Annotated in this window: 16 protein-coding genes and 2 tRNA genes; 9 read left to right on the top strand and 9 right to left on the bottom strand. The window is 62.5% G+C overall.

The window, feature by feature from the left end; genetic code table 11:
• The first annotated feature begins 116 nt into the window (after positions 1 to 116).
• Positions 117 to 1,145, top strand: a complete 1,029-nt coding sequence (locus tag M3G14_RS10050; RefSeq protein ID WP_259926389.1) for a mechanosensitive ion channel family protein — start codon at positions 117 to 119, stop codon at positions 1,143 to 1,145.
• The gene (locus tag M3G14_RS10045) at positions 1,135 to 1,548 is read left to right on the top strand and encodes a globin (RefSeq protein ID WP_259926388.1); all 414 of its coding nucleotides are present in this window, start codon (positions 1,135 to 1,137) and stop codon (positions 1,546 to 1,548) included. The genes M3G14_RS10050 and M3G14_RS10045 overlap by 11 nt, the downstream gene beginning before the upstream one ends.
• A gap of 7 nt (positions 1,549 to 1,555) precedes the next feature.
• Here M3G14_RS10045 and M3G14_RS10040 read toward each other — a convergent pair whose 3' ends face one another.
• The 5 genes from M3G14_RS10040 to M3G14_RS10020 form a co-directional block, all read right to left on the bottom strand.
• Complete coding sequence (locus M3G14_RS10040) at positions 1,556 to 2,197, bottom strand: hypothetical protein (protein WP_259926387.1); 642 nt, start codon at positions 2,195 to 2,197, stop codon at positions 1,556 to 1,558.
• An 11-nt stretch (positions 2,198 to 2,208) separates the two neighbouring features.
• Positions 2,209 to 2,682, bottom strand: coding sequence for an acyl-CoA thioesterase (locus M3G14_RS10035; protein WP_259926386.1), 474 nt, complete (start codon positions 2,680 to 2,682; stop codon positions 2,209 to 2,211).
• Between the two features lie 172 nt (positions 2,683 to 2,854).
• Positions 2,855 to 4,525 (bottom strand): energy-dependent translational throttle protein EttA, encoded by a 1,671-nt coding sequence (ettA, locus tag M3G14_RS10030; RefSeq protein ID WP_259926385.1) that lies wholly within the window; start codon positions 4,523 to 4,525, stop codon positions 2,855 to 2,857.
• 137 nt (positions 4,526 to 4,662) lie between these two features.
• Positions 4,663 to 5,298: a single-stranded DNA-binding protein gene (locus tag M3G14_RS10025; protein ID WP_259926384.1), complete on the bottom strand. Its 636-nt coding sequence runs from the start codon at positions 5,296 to 5,298 to the stop codon at positions 4,663 to 4,665.
• Positions 5,299 to 5,441: 143 nt separating this feature from the next.
• Entirely contained in the window at positions 5,442 to 7,436 is a 1,995-nt protein-coding gene (locus M3G14_RS10020; RefSeq protein ID WP_259926383.1) for a bifunctional copper resistance protein CopD/cytochrome c oxidase assembly protein, read from the bottom strand.
• A 91-nt stretch (positions 7,437 to 7,527) separates the two neighbouring features.
• On the opposite strand from M3G14_RS10020, the gene M3G14_RS10015 reads away from it, so the two are divergent.
• Positions 7,528 to 7,601, top strand: a tRNA-Arg gene (locus tag M3G14_RS10015).
• A gap of 19 nt (positions 7,602 to 7,620) precedes the next feature.
• Here the strand turns inward: M3G14_RS10015 and M3G14_RS10010 are convergent.
• Entirely contained in the window at positions 7,621 to 8,169 is a 549-nt protein-coding gene (locus M3G14_RS10010; protein WP_259926382.1) for an LURP-one-related/scramblase family protein, read from the bottom strand.
• A gap of 51 nt (positions 8,170 to 8,220) precedes the next feature.
• On the opposite strand from M3G14_RS10010, the gene M3G14_RS10005 reads away from it, so the two are divergent.
• The 5 genes from M3G14_RS10005 to M3G14_RS09985 all read left to right on the top strand — a co-directional run bounded on the left by M3G14_RS10005 (position 8,221) and on the right by M3G14_RS09985 (position 10,552).
• Positions 8,221 to 8,649, top strand: coding sequence for a hypothetical protein (locus M3G14_RS10005; protein ID WP_259926381.1), 429 nt, complete (start codon positions 8,221 to 8,223; stop codon positions 8,647 to 8,649).
• Complete coding sequence (locus M3G14_RS10000; RefSeq protein WP_259926380.1) at positions 8,642 to 8,968, top strand: transcriptional regulator; 327 nt, start codon at positions 8,642 to 8,644, stop codon at positions 8,966 to 8,968. Before M3G14_RS10005 ends, M3G14_RS10000 begins: the two co-directional genes overlap by 8 nt.
• Before the next feature lie 19 nt (positions 8,969 to 8,987).
• Positions 8,988 to 9,794 (top strand): mycolate reductase, encoded by an 807-nt coding sequence (gene cmrA, locus M3G14_RS09995; protein WP_259926379.1) that lies wholly within the window; start codon positions 8,988 to 8,990, stop codon positions 9,792 to 9,794.
• Between the two features lie 2 nt (positions 9,795 to 9,796).
• The gene (gene orn / locus M3G14_RS09990) at positions 9,797 to 10,426 is read left to right on the top strand and encodes an oligoribonuclease (protein ID WP_396122245.1); all 630 of its coding nucleotides are present in this window, start codon (positions 9,797 to 9,799) and stop codon (positions 10,424 to 10,426) included.
• Between the two features lie 50 nt (positions 10,427 to 10,476).
• Positions 10,477 to 10,552 (top strand) — tRNA-His (locus tag M3G14_RS09985).
• Positions 10,553 to 11,300: 748 nt separating this feature from the next.
• Here M3G14_RS09985 and M3G14_RS09980 read toward each other — a convergent pair.
• The 3 genes from M3G14_RS09980 to M3G14_RS09970 are packed head-to-tail and all read right to left on the bottom strand — an operon-like array spanning position 11,301 to position 13,716.
• Entirely contained in the window at positions 11,301 to 12,125 is an 825-nt protein-coding gene (locus M3G14_RS09980; RefSeq protein ID WP_259926378.1) for an ABC transporter permease, read from the bottom strand.
• Positions 12,122 to 13,048, bottom strand: a complete 927-nt coding sequence (locus M3G14_RS09975) for an ABC transporter ATP-binding protein (protein WP_253576280.1) — start codon at positions 13,046 to 13,048, stop codon at positions 12,122 to 12,124. The genes M3G14_RS09980 and M3G14_RS09975 overlap by 4 nt, the downstream gene beginning before the upstream one ends.
• The gene (locus tag M3G14_RS09970) at positions 13,045 to 13,716 is read right to left on the bottom strand and encodes a TetR/AcrR family transcriptional regulator (RefSeq protein WP_259926377.1); all 672 of its coding nucleotides are present in this window, start codon (positions 13,714 to 13,716) and stop codon (positions 13,045 to 13,047) included. The genes M3G14_RS09975 and M3G14_RS09970 overlap by 4 nt, the downstream gene beginning before the upstream one ends.
• Positions 13,717 to 13,827: 111 nt before the next feature.
• Here M3G14_RS09970 and M3G14_RS09965 point away from each other — a divergent pair, with 111 nt between their 5' ends.
• On the top strand, positions 13,828 to 14,154 hold the full coding sequence (locus tag M3G14_RS09965; protein WP_396122243.1) for an ATP-binding protein: 327 nt from the start codon (positions 13,828 to 13,830) through the stop codon (positions 14,152 to 14,154).
• Positions 14,155 to 14,253 lie beyond the last annotated feature (99 nt).

The raw sequence follows: 14,253 nt of genomic DNA, 5'->3' as shown, positions 1-14,253 counted from the left end.
AGACCAAGCGGTTCATTCCGTCCGGTTCCCGCGGCATTTTTATGCACACCGAGCTGTCCACCCCAGTTACGCCTTTTACACCTCACGTACAGCCAAGCTGGTTACACTCGCTGCTAATGCAACTTTCAACGATTCAACCCACACAGCTCCTGTCCGCCGCACCAGAGGGCACGTCAGAGCGCGTCACCGACGCAGTCTCCGGTGTCAGCACCTGGTGGAACAACCCGGAAACGCAGCAAAACTTTGTCACTCGCCCATTGTGGATCCTGGTGATCATCGTCGTCGCCTGCCTCGCGCAGTGGGCGATGCACCGGATCATCACCCGCGCAACAAAGAAGGCCATAGCGAAGCCAAGCAGTAACGGGCGTTTCCACCGCGCACCGATACAGGATGACTCCCCGCAGGCCCGCTCCCAGGAGCTGCGCCGCGTCGCGCGTTTTAAGACACTGGCAAACGTAGGGCGCTCGTTGGCCGCGATCGTGATTTGGGTGTGGGCCGTCATGGCCATCCTGGATCAGCTGGGCATCAACGTCGCTCCGCTGGTCGCTTCCGCCGGCATCGTCGGCGTCGCACTTGGCTTTGGTGCCCAGTCGCTGGTGAAGGACTTCCTGTCCGGCATGTTCATCCTGCTGGAAAACCAGTACGGCGTCGGCGATGTCATCGCGGTCAACGACGTCGAAGGCACCGTCGAGGACATGACCATGCGTATTACCACCCTGCGCGATATCGACGGCACCCTCTGGTACATCCGCAACGGCGACATCGAGCAGGTCGGCAACAACTCGGACCGCTACTCGGTCGCGCGCATGGAGGTGCCCGTCTCCTTGTTCGCCGACCCCTCCAAGGCAGCCGACGTCATCATCACCGCAGCCCGCGCGGCCGCCAAGGACGAGCACGTCCGCCGCGATATCATTGGCGAACCCGAATTGCTCGGCGTGTCCAACTTCAGCACCGACCACCTCACCTACCGTTTGACGGTAGACACGATGCCGGGTGCCCAGTGGGGCGTGAGCCGCTTCATGTACGAGCAAATCCTCGAGGCTATGCAGGAGGCCGACGTTCGCCTGCCTGGTTCCGAGCCGATGTTGGTGCGCAATGACCCGCGCGAGAAGATCACAGAAAGGGGCCCCTCCCATGACAAATAGTCCGCAAGACATGGAGCATTCGCTTTACGACGCCCTGGGGCAGGACTTTTTCGACCGCCTCGTCGAAGGCTTCTACGCCCAGGTCAAAGAGGATGATCTGCTCGGACCGATGTACCCGGACGACGACTGGGAGGGGGCACAGAACCGGCTGCGGTGGTTCCTCGTCCAGTACTGGGGCGGGCCGCGCACGTACCAGCAGGAGCGCGGCAACCCGATGCTGCGCCGTCGCCATTTCCCCTTTGCCATCGGCGAGGCGGAAGCCGATCGGTGGCTCAGCCTGATGGAGCGCTCGCTCACGCAGTTCAGCGACGAAGAGCTACCGGAAACGTACCGCTTCGCGTTGTGGAACCACATGCAGCGCGTGGCCTACATGATGATCAACCAGGGTCCGCGCTCCTACTAGGCGCGCACTACACAAATAAGCCCAAGCCGGTGGAGTGGTACACCGTGCCAAAGGGGGCGTCCATGCGCACCCAGCGCCCGGCGGTAGCGATCCGCAAGTGGCGCGGGACGTCGATAGGCGCGGCGAAGCCGGGAATCAGCCCGAGCGCGGTACAGGTAAAGATCATGCGCATGGGCACCTCGACGGGGCGCTCCGACTCCGCGTCCACGGTGAGCACGGGCGAGTCCAGCAGCGACTTCGGCGGCCCGGCTGGCCCGGAAAACTGGCGGGCGAGTTCGCGGCCTTTGTCGGCAAGCTGGCGGGCGACGGACACCGGGACCTCGTCGCGGGTGGCAAAACCCTCCCGCGGAGGCAAGGCACCTGGCCAGTTGGCGTCGCAGGCGGCACCGATCTCGGCGCGGCCTTCCTGGAGCGCCGAAAGCAGGTCGCCGGCCGCCACCACTGCCCCGTCCCGCGAGACTTCACCTTCGATGCGGCGCGCAGCGAGGCAGTCAAAGGGGGTAGTCACAAACACGTCAACGGCCGGGGCGCCATCCCCCACCCCGCCGCGCTCCTGAAAACGCGCGGACGCCGCAGCGTCCAAGCCGGTGGCCCTCCCAAGCAGCGTGGTCAGGCCCGGCGCGCCCGCAGTCACTCGCAGCGACTCCATCTGTGTTTCAGCTACTCCCCGTCCGATTCCTCAATGCTGGAGGCAACACGTGTGAGGATGCCAATCTCTTTTTGCGTAATCTGACGCGGCGCAGTCGTCGTCGTATCCACGGTCACCTGCACAGTTTCTACGACGCAGCAGATCTTTCCCTGCCCGTCTTTGATCTCCTGGCGGGTAGTAAACGAGGTGTTACCCAAGCGCACCACCTCGGTCTCCACCGTAAGTTCGGTGGTATTCGGCAGCACAGGGCGGATGTAATCCGCGTCCACACGACGAACGAAGACAACGAACTCGTGCCCCTGTGCCTCGAAGAACTTCTGCGCGAACGCCAGGCGCGCTTCCTGCGCAATCTCGATGTACGCCGAATTAGTCACGTGGCCGTACCGGTCGAAGTCGCCCCACCGCAGCGGGACGGTATGGATGTGCGGGGCCTGCCCGGCACCATCCGCCTGGCCTTGTGTCCTATTGTCTTCCGTATCAGCCATGGTCTCCGCTCCTTGCTCAGTGGTCTGCAGGGGTTCACAGTAATACTGCAACTGCACCCGGTACTCGCGGGTGCCATACTGCCGACATGCTACCGCAGAAACAACGCCCCGCCACGGGACCGGCACGAATCTGCGTGGCGGGCCGGCAGCGGGGCGTCGGCAAGCGGGCGCTTTAGCGAGTGAGCTTGCGGTGGGTGACGCGCGAGGGCTTCGCGGCCTCCTCACCGAGGCGCTCGACCTTGTTCTTCTCGTAGTCGCCGAAGTTGCCCTCGAACCAGTACCACTGGCCCTCTTCGACGTTGCCTTCCCACGCGAGGATGTGGGTACACGTGCGGTCCAGGAACCAGCGGTCGTGCGAAATGACCACTGCGCAGCCCGGGAACGCCTGCAGCGCGTTTTCCAGCGAGCCGAGCGTTTCCACATCCAGGTCGTTTGTCGGCTCATCGAGCAGGATCAGGTTGCCGCCCTGCTTCAGCGTCAGCGCCAGGTTGAGGCGGTTGCGCTCACCACCGGACAGCACCTTCGACGGCTTCTGCTGGTCTGCGCCCTTAAATCCGAAGGCAGACAAGTAGGCGCGCGAAGGCATCTCGTTCTGGCCAACGTGGATGTAGTCCAGCCCGTCAGAAACGACCTCCCACACGGTCTTTTCCGGATCGATGTTCTCGCGGCCCTGGTCCACGTAGGACAGCTTCACGGTGTCACCAACGACGACAGAACCTGCATCGGGCTCTTCCAGGCCGACGATGGTCTTGAACAGCGTCGACTTGCCCACGCCGTTCGGGCCAATCACGCCCACGATGCCGTTACGCGGCAGCGTGAAAGAGAGGTCCTTGATCAGGACGCGGTCATCGAAGCCCTTGTCCAGGTGCTCCACCTCAACAACCTTGTTGCCCAGGCGCGGCGGGGTCGGAATCTGGATTTCTTCAAAGTCCAGCTTCTTGTATTTCTCCGCCTCGGCAGCCATCTCCTCGTAGCGCTCGAGACGAGCCTTGTTCTTCGCCTGTCGCGCCTTCGGCGAGGAGCGGACCCAGTCCAGCTCCTTCTTCAGGCGCTTCTGCAGCTTCTGATCCTTCTTGCCGGCGACCTCGAGGCGCTCCGCCTTCTTCTCCAGGTAGGTGGAGTAGTTGCCCTCGTAGGGGTAGAGCTGGCCGCGGTCGACCTCGCAGATCCACTCGGCGACGTTGTCCAGGAAGTAGCGGTCGTGCGTAATCGCGAGCACGGCACCCGGGTAGGTCTGGAGGTGCTTCTCCAGCCAGAGGACGCTCTCGGCGTCGAGGTGGTTCGTCGGCTCGTCGAGAAGCAGTAGGTCTGGCTCGGACAGCAACAGCTTCGCCAGCGCTACTCGACGACGCTCGCCACCGGAGAGGTGCGTGACCGGTGCGTCCGACGGCGGGCAGCGCAACGCTTCCATCGCCTGCTCAATCTTGGAGTCGACCTCCCAGGCGTCAGCGGCGTCAAGCTCTTCCTGGAGCTTGCCCATCTCCTCCATGAGCTCGTCGGAGTAGTTGGTGGCCATCTCCTCGGCGATCTGCTCGAAGCGCGCCTTCTTTTCAAAGATGTCGCCGAGGCCTTCCTCGACGTTTTCACGCACCGTCTTTTCCTCGTTCAGCGGCGGCTCCTGCAGCAGGATGCCCACCGAAGCACCGGGCTGGAGGAAAGCCTCACCGTTGTTCGGCTGATCAATGCCGGCCATAATCTTGAGCAACGACGACTTACCCGCGCCGTTGGGGCCCACGACACCAATCTTGGCGCCGGGGTAGAAGGCCATGGTGACGTTGTCCAAAATGACCTTGTCACCAATGGCCCTGCGAACGTTTTTCATCGTGTAGATGAACTCAGCCACGTGAAGTCCCCTCTTGTGAAATCGACTGTGAGATTTGCGCAAATGCTTTCCACAGAGTACATCATTTCGGCGACTGCACATGGCCAGCCCGCCAGCATCCAGTCGGCACCGGCGGGGCACCATCCCTTCCTCGATGCCTAGAAAGGCGGAGTGTCCGCTTTCTCCTTCCCGGCTGCCTCCTGCTTCCCACCGGCGCTCGCGGCAACCTTCTCCCGTGCTTTCGCCTTTTCCACCTGTTCGAGCGCGTCCTCCGCGCTCACGCGGTGCTCACTTTCATCCCCAATGAGGTCCCACTTCGTCTTCGGCTCAACCGGCTTCTGCCCCTTGAGCGTGTTGCCCATCGGCGCAGAACGCACGCTGCTGACCTGGTAGTGCGAAAGGTCAAAGGCGACATGGCTGGCTTTCAGCACGATCTTGGAGCGCATCTCTTTTTCTTTTTCCGGGTGAGAGGAATCCACCTCCCATGTCTCCGTGACTAGCTTGCCGCACACCGAGACCGGCAATCCCTTCTTCAATGAGGCCGCAACGTTGACCGCAAGCTGCCCCCAGCACTCCACGTCGATATACAGCTGGTCTGTGTCCTCCCAGACCTCCTTGGTATTTGCGCCGGAGGCCCCGTCAGCCTCGTTTCCATTATTGCCCTTCTGGGTAATGAGTCTGCGGCGCGAGGCGGCAAGCCGGAACTTGCACAGTTCGGCCTCCGAGTTTTCAAACGTACGGAATACCGGGTTATCAATCAGGTTGCCGTGTAGGTGCGTGTGCAAATGGCTCATGGTTAAGTTCCCTTTCCTTCAATGCATATTTTTGCTGTGCGGCTATGGGGCGATGGCACTAAACGAAACTACCGCCCGACATGGAGCCTACACGAATTTAAAGAAAAGGGAAGAGCATTTACGAAAAATTCATATCATCCCAGCTAGTTGCCGTTATATTGCGCCAGCATCTCGTTGTACCGGCGCCATTCCTCATCGTCTGTTTCTTCTGCACGCCTATCGGACTCGACAGCTTCACGCTTATCTTCCGACAGCCACCCACGGAACAGCTCCGCGAAGACGATGACGAGCGGGAAGGAACCCGATGCCCAGCCGATGCCACCACCGACCTTCTGGTCGTTGAGCAAATCCGGCACCCATGGCAACAACAGCGAGCGATAGAAATCCTCCGCCAGTACGAAATTCAGCTGCATGAGGTAGACGCCCATGAAGAGGTGCACTGGCATGGAAACCCACAACCAGGCCAGGCGCACCTTCGCCGATTGGCGTGCCGGGATCTCGTCGGGGCCAATCAACTCCCAGAAGTAGAAGTACCCCGAGGCCAAAAACACCACGTTCATGAGCACATGGCCTGCGTGTTCCGAGATCATCAGTGCGTACAGCGAGGGGAAGACATACATGACATAAAAGAGCACAAGGAACTGCACCACCGAGACCGGTGGATATGTCACGACTCGCAGGAACCGCGAATGCTGGAAGCTCTCCGCCCACAGGCGCGGATTAAACTCGCCAGCCGGGTACGCCTCACGCACCAACGTCAGCGGTGCCCCCAACACCAAGAACACGGGCACCCCCATAGACAGGATCATATGGACTGTCATGTGCGTGGAATACGCAGCGGGCATGTACATTCCCAGCCCGGAGCTCATCGTCACCGCCAACGATGCGCACCCCAGCAGCCACCACGCCGTCCGAGTCGTGCGCCACCCGTCGACACGACGCACAAGGTGGAGGTAGTAGGCAGCAAGCCAGATAGCGATCACACTAAAGAGCAGCTCCGGGCGCCACTGTGTGAGCCAATTCGTCCACGTCAACGGCTCCGAAAGGTTATACCCCAGCTTGATCTGCATCGGTGTGAGGTTTGGATCGAGGGGCGGGGGCGGCGGCGTCCGCCCCAGCGTCACAGACAGGCCGGCAATCGCCGCCATCACTGCCACCTCAACCGCGGCGAACCGAGTAAACACACCCGGTCGCTGTTCTAACTGCGGCAGCGTGATCTGGCGGTGCACCAGCCCCATCAGGCCAAGCACAAGAATGCCGGCAAACTTGATAATGAGCACCCACCCGTAGGCATAGTCCAACATGTCGGCCAGGCGCACCCGAATTAGCGCATTGACAATGCCGGAACCAAGCATGACGATGAGCGCGGCGAGCGCAACCATGGAATAACGACGAGCGGCCAACGCAAGGTTGGGTCCCAGCCTGCGACCGTGCGCGACAAGCGCCATCAGCCCACCAACCCAAAGCAGCATGAACACCAAGTGCCAGATCAACGAGTTCGTACCAAAGTCGTGGCTACCACCGGAAGCAGAGTGCCCGGTCAACGCCAGCGGCATGATGGTACACAACGCCCCGAAAAATAGGGCTACCTGGGAGAACCAGCTCCGGGCGAACAGCGCGCTCGCGCCGACCGCCATGGAAAGCCCAGCAGTAATGAGCCACACCTTCGCCTCGGCCACCTGCTCCAGCGCCACCGACCACGCGCTGAGCTGGAAAAAGACATCGACCAAGGGCTGGCCGGAGACGTCGGAAAGCACGAGCGGCATCATCACAAGCGAGATCAGTGCCATGCCAAGCTGCGCCCAGCCACCCGTGCGCGAGGCGATCACACCGTCGACAGTCAGGCGCGCGCCGTTTAAATCCGCATTCGCATCGCCCGGCATGCTTGGTGGCACTAGCCAGGCGGACAACATAAACGACCCAGCGGAGAGCGCCGCAAGCAACCAGACCACACCTCGCAAAGCCGGCAGCCCTGCGGTCGTGAGCGCACCGGGATCTGGGATGCCCAGCGAGGCAAGTGACGCACCAGAAAAGGACTGCGCCACCGCCCCGGCAATCAGGGCGGCGAGAAGAAATGCGGTGACATACACCGGCCAGGCCGACTTCACGGCTCGCTTGCGAACTCCCACTTCAGACATGCCCCCTACCCTACTTTCGATTGATTGGGGTGCCTAACTGGCCATGCGCTACAATGAGCGGGCTGCGAAGCACACAAAGCTTGTGCAGCATGCCCCCATAGCTCAGTGGATTAGAGCATCCGGTTTCTACCCGGCTGGTCGCGGGTTCGAGTCCTGCTGGGGGCGCTCTTTCTCTTAGGGTCACCTAAGAACTGTTGCGCCGCTTGCGCCGCAGCATGTCGAGCGCGACGGCAGAGCCGAGGATCGCGGCGTGCTGACGCTCGTCGAGCCCGGGGGCGAAAGTGATCCGATACGTGGTCTTGCCCATCATCATCCGGCCCATCCCTGAATATTCGGCGGTGATGCGCGCGATCTCGCGGCCCATACTGGTCAGCGTGAAATCGAGAGCCATAAGCTTGCCATCAACTTCCACCTCGGGAAAGCCGGCTATTTCGAGGCTCAGCTTCGTGCGCAGCCAGGCGAAACGGGTGCGCAGGGTGGCGAGCGGCAGGTCGGGATCGGCGAGCCGGACCTCGTAAGAATCGTGCAGCCAGTTGACCGGGTCAGTCACCCCAAGCACAAGATTGCCCTGCGCATCCCGCACTTCGGTTCCCCGCGAACTGGAAAACAGATCACTAAGTTTCAGCGTCTGGCGCGCGGTACCGACGAGCGTGCCTGCAGCGTCGGTGATTTCAAATTCGTCCGTACCTAGCGCTTTGGTCTGACTGAAGATGAGTTCGTCGCGGTCGAGCATGGCACAATTCTACCGCGGCAAAACTATCGCGCAGCCCTTATACTTTCCACTATGGAAAACATGCAGTCCGCCGAGGCACGCGAAGCGCTCGCCGCTGTCCGAGAAACCGAGGCCCGCGCGACCGCCAGATCGCAGCCCGTGCCGTGGCTGCGCATCACCGTGGTCAGCGTCTGCTTCGGCGCGGGAATGCTCCTCGCCTTGCTGGGAAGCGCGTGGGGCCTACTGATCCTACTTGCTGGCGTTGCGGGCATGTTGTGGATCGAGTTCTCTGCAAAACGCAGCGTACGCACCGCCGTGAAGCAGGAAGTGCGCGAGGACCCGAAGCTCAATTGGAAGGCCGCGATCGCCCCGCTCGTCGCCTACCCAGTGATGATGCTCGCGCAATCCGCCGGCACCACAGCGATCATTGTCATGTCCGTGCTCTTCACCGTGGGGCTCATCGCCGCATACGGCCTGACCTGGAACAAGTACCATGACTAACCCCGTAATTCACCCCATCAACCGCCTAAAAATCTGCGCGGCGCTCAACGCTGCCGGCGCCTACGAAGGCGAAGTGCACTACGAGATGCGCTTCAGCACGCTTCGCGACGCCACGCAGCTTTCCGACGCCACGCTCTCCAAACAACTCTCCGCCTTAGAAGAGGCCGGCTACGTCACCCGCTTCCGCGAGTACGGCTCCACACGAGACAAGGACACGGTGTGGGTCACGCTCACCAGGGAGGGGCGGGCAGCATTCTTGGCGCATATCGACGCGCTGGAGACGCTGGCGAGGGGTGAAGTAGGCGTCGAGAAGCAATAGCCCAGGTACCCTGTAAACCATGACTTTTCCAGCCCCCGAAATTGACTCCTATGCCCTGGTGACCGGTGCATCGCAGGGCATTGGCGCGGCGATGGCTCGCGATCTCGCCGCCGCCGGCTACAACCTCATCCTCGTCGCCCGGCGCGAAAACGTACTCATGACGCTGGCCCGCGAGCTGAGCCAAGCCCACGGCGTCAACGTCGAGGTCTTCGCGGCCGACCTGGCCAAACACCGCGACGTCGACGCGCTGCTCGCGCACATCGCGACCCGCAAGATCACACTGTGCATCAACTCCGCGGGCATTGCCAGCTTCGGCCCCTTTATGCGGCAGGACTGGGAGTACGAGACGAACCAGTTCAATCTCAACGCCACCGCGGTCTTCCGCATCACCAAGGCCGTGCTTGATCAGATGGTGCCGCGCGGCGAGGGCGCGCTGTGCAACGTTGGCTCCGCTGCAGGCAACATCCCCATCCCAAACAACGCGACATACGTGTTTACAAAGGCCGGAGTCAACGCTTTTACCGAGGCGCTGCACTTCGAGCTCAAAGACACCGGCGTACACTGCACTCTGCTTGCCCCCGGCCCGGTGCGCGAAGCCTACGTGCCCGAAGAAGAGCAATCCATTGTGGATAAGGTGGTGCCGGACTTCCTCTGGACCACCTACGAGTCTTGCTCGCGCGATACGCTGCGGGCAATGCGGACGAACAAGCGTCGCGTCGTACCCGGCCCGCTGTCGAAGGCCATGGATGTGGTCTCGACCTACGGCCCGCGCGGCGTGATCGCCCCGCTGGTGGGCAGCTTTTACGCAAAGATGGGAGAAGAATAGCTGTGGAAATTCAGGCCAAAGACAACCGCATCGTCTGGATCGATCTGGAGATGACGGGCCTGGACCCCAAGCGCCACGTGATCGTCGAGGTCGCCGCACTCGTCACCGACGCGGAGCTCAACATCCTCGATGAGGGCCTGGACATCGTCGTCGGCGCGAACGAAGAAGAGCTGGCCGAAATGGACGACTTTGTCACCAAGATGCACACCGACAACGGGCTGCTCGACGAGATCAAGGCGTCTGCGATGACCGTGCAGGAGGCCGAGGATGCGGTGCTTGCGCTGCTGAACACACACTGCGACCCGGCGCACCCGGCTCCTTTGGCGGGTAACTCGATCGCCACCGACCGCGCTTTCATTCGCGCGCACATGCCCCGGCTGGATGCTGCGCTGCACTACCGCATGATCGACGTCTCCACCGTCAAGGAACTCACCCGCCGCTGGTTCCCCCGCGCCTATTTCAACCAACCCGACAAGGGTATGGCGCACCGCGCCCTGGCCGATATCGTCGAGTCGATTAGGGAACTGGACTACTACCGCCGCGCCGTGTTCGTGGACGCGCCGGGGCCGGAAACCGCAGCAGCGGAGGAGGCAAAGCGCGACGCCACCGACACCTACCAGCAGTTTTTGTAAAACCTCGATGGCGTACTAAGGTAGATCCCGCTGCTGAAAACGCAGCGATGGTGGCTGTAGTTCAGCTGGTAGAGCACCAGGTTGTGATCCTGGGTGTCGCGGGTTCGAGTCCCGTCAGCCACCCCAAATAATCCCCTGACCTGCACAGACAGGTTGGGGGATTTTTACATTTTCAGCCACCTACGCTTTAACCTACGCTAAAGACTCTTCTGTTTAGGTGTTTTGCCCCGCCCCACGGGCCGCAGCAACGCCGCCGCAGCCACACACGCGCCCCCACGACGCTAAGCCCATTCTACCGCCTGAGGCAGCCCTACAACACCCCGCCACCCTTCCCCCTGTGTGTGTCTGATCTGATGTAGGTGGTCCAGTTCGGCTTGGGTTTTAGGAAGCACGAGCCTCCGCGATACACGTGATCTGCACGGCGCGAGTGACAACAGCCCACGGATTCCCCGCGTTCCGCGTCGAGGGGGCGAGCATGACCCTGAACGCCATCGAAGCGACCTCCCAGGCATCCATCCTGTATCTGCGAGCCAGCCGCCGATACCTCACTGCCGTGTATCGCATCAGTTCCGCCGCCTCACGATCACCCCGCCAGGCCCCAGGCCCGGCTTCATGCAAGCGGATCAACAGGGCACGTAGTCCCTCGGGGCTCTCGAATCCGTGGCTGGCCGGGCCAGCCGGTCCCGCCGTATCGTCGCTGGCAGGGGTGATGTACTCGTCCACGGTGACGCCTCCCAGAAGGGAGGTGCGCCACCAGCACCCACGCCAGGACGCGCGCCAGGACGCCGCTGTACCCGCCGCCCGTCAGCAGATGCACCACGTTGCTAGGGGTCAGGGCGGGCGAGGGGAAAGTTGCTCAGGCGACGGATATGGGTTACCCGAGGATGTCGCGGCGCGACAGCGCCCAGGCGGTGATACCTATGAGGACTGCGGAGAGACCCCAGAGGAGCGCAAGCCCGGCCCAGTCGAAGCCGTCCGCGAGCGGGGTGTTGTCGAATGCCCAGTGGTAGGGCGAGAGGTTCGATAGCCAGGCGAAGTCTTCGCTGGTGCCTCCGACGGCATCGAGTCCGTAGCCGAGGACGGCGATCCCGGCTCCGGCTCCGATCGCCCAGGATCGCCGCCCGGTGAGGGCGCCGAACGCGAGAGCGGCGACACCGGAGAGGAGGCCGAGACTTGTCCAGGCGATCGTTACGGCGAGGAGGTTGGTGGCGGAGAGGTCGAGTTCTGCGGGGGTGTTGATTGCGAGGATCAGCAGGAATGCCACCGCGCCGAGGGCGAGCATCTTGACGATGAGTGCCGCTGCACTTTCGAGCGCGTACTGGGCGCGTCCGACCGCGTGCGCGAGGGTGAGTTCGAGTCGCCCGGTTTCCTCCGTGCCTGCGATGAACGCCGCGCCCCAGGAGACGCTGGCTATTGCGGCGAGCACGAAGCCGAGCAGGCCGAAGAACGTCGCTTGCGCGTAACCTGCTCCGCTGGCGATCTGGTTGAACCCGAGCGTGCTCACCAGTTCAGCGGGCAGGCTGTCGATCAACTGCGCGAGTTCCGGGGATTGCAGCGAGGGAAACAACGGCAGGTACATCCCGATCACGGCCGCGATGCCGAGCGACCAGCCGAGTTGCCCGCGCCAGCCGTCGAGCAGGTGCCGGGAGAAGATCGGGGCGGTGGGTCGGGAAACCGGGGCCAGTGCTGCCGTGGTCATCTGGTGCCGTTCGTTCGCGCGTAGAGGTCGAGGATCGACTCTTCGAGGTCGGGTTCTTCGATGGTCAGGTCGCGCACGGTGAACTGCGCGAGGGCTTTCACGACCGTGTCGGCCTCGCCTCGGATGGTGGCCTTGAGCCTCACGAGATCGCCCGAGGCGGTCGCTTCCGCGTCGAGGTCATCCAGTATCGGCAACGTGGCGAGCGCCGCCCGTGCCGCGTCGGCGGTGGTGTCTGCGAGCACGGCGCTCAGCCGGGCGACGCGGGAGAGTCTCAGCGAGGACACGTCGCCCTGGGCGACGATCCTGCCGCCGGCGAGAACCGCCACATCATCTGCGGAGTGCTGTATCTCGGTCAGGATGTGCGAACTGAGTAGAACCGACTGCCCGGCTTCGCGTGCCTCGCGCACCATCGCCAGGAACTCGCGCTGCACCAACGGATCGAGGCCGCTGGTCGGCTCATCGAGAATTATCAACTCCGGCCGATGCATGAACGCTTGGATCAGGCCCAGCTTCTGCCGGTTCCCTTTCGACAACGCCCTCACAGGACGGTTCAGGTCAAGACCCAGACGCTCTGCCAGGCCCTCGATCGTGCCCGGCTCGACCGGACCGCTGATCTGAGCCAGGTGATGCAAGAGCGTGCCGCCACGGATGCGCTCGGACAGCTTCAGCTCGCCCGGCAGGTAGCCGATACGACGACGCAGCGCCGTACCGGAACGGCGCGGCACGGAACCGAGCACGCTCAACTCCCCAGCGGTCGGGCGGATGATGTCCACCAGCATCCGCAACACCGTCGTCTTGCCCGCACCGTTCGGACCGATCAACCCGAACACCGAACCCCGTTCGACGCGCAGGCCGATCCCATCGACGGCGAGGTGCTTGCCGTACTTCTTCTGCAACTCGCGTGTCTCAATGACGGCGGTCATGCGCCATCCCTTCCGTCGTTCGACTCGGCGTCGCTCTGCCCTGCGAGGGCGCTTCGAGCCGCTTCAAGCAGCCCCGTATCGGCATAGAGGCCCTCGGTGAAGATTTCGAGAGTCGGGAGCGTGAGCCGTGCCGCCCCCTCAGCCGAGAACGGGTCAGCCCCCAAGACCTGCGCGAAGCGATCACGCACCAAGAACTGCGCGACCCCGAACACGGTGACCAGCATCGCGGTCGCCTCGGGATCAGATGCAGGCATGATCGAACCAGACTCGCGCCCCTCGGCCAGGTTCTGCCGGGTGCTCGCCACCAGCCGGGCGAGCAGTTCGTCACCGGCCTTACCCGGTTCGATCAGCAGGCGGGCGAGGTAGTTGAACATCGGGCCCGCGCTCGAGGCTTCGGCCAGAAGCGCTTGCACCAGGTTCGGGGAGGGAGTCTCCGCTGAGGCGAATCGCTCATCGAGCAGTTTGGCGATCACATGCTCATCGCAGACGCGCTTCAACTCGTCCTTCGACCCGTAGTGATGGATCACCAGTCCAGGACTGACCCCGGCAGCCTCCGCGATTGCCTTCACGCTCGTCTTGTCGAACCCCCGTTCCGCGAACAACTCGATCGCCGCATCACGGAGACGGGCACGCCCGGTCAGATCGAAAGACTCAGAAACTGAATGCATGTTTAGCAGACTATATGTTCATTTAGTAACCGTCAAGACCACCCCCCACCCGCCCGCTAACCCGTCCTGAGACATCAGCAGGACAGGCCACCGCGCCATACGCTCCCGACGATGCCCGCGACGGATGCAGCCGCCAAACTCGCTGGCAAACTCGACAAAGAACTCACAGCACTCGGCAAAAACGAACTACTCGTCATCGACGAGCTTGGCTACATCCCCATAGGCACCGACGGAGCACGACTGTTGTTCCAAGCCATCGCCGACGCCTACGAACAACGCAGCCTCATCATCACCACAAACCTGGCGTTTTCCCAATGGGGCCAAGTCTTCGGCAACGACGACATGGCAGCCGCCGCAATCGACCGCATCGTCCACCACGGCCGCATGATCACCTTCACCGGACAGTCCTACCGCATGGCAAACGCCCTCATGAAATAACCCAAAACCCCAGCAACGCTCACACGGCCCAAAACCACGCCGAACTGGCCCAAAAATCCGCACTGAAATGGCCTACACCAACTTGACAAAACACACCCC

Origin of the sequence: Corynebacterium sp. p3-SID1056, from assembly GCF_025152525.1 — a bacterium.
Classification (GTDB): domain Bacteria; phylum Actinomycetota; class Actinomycetes; order Mycobacteriales; family Mycobacteriaceae; genus Corynebacterium.
This window is presented reverse-complemented; position numbering and strand designations above follow the sequence as displayed.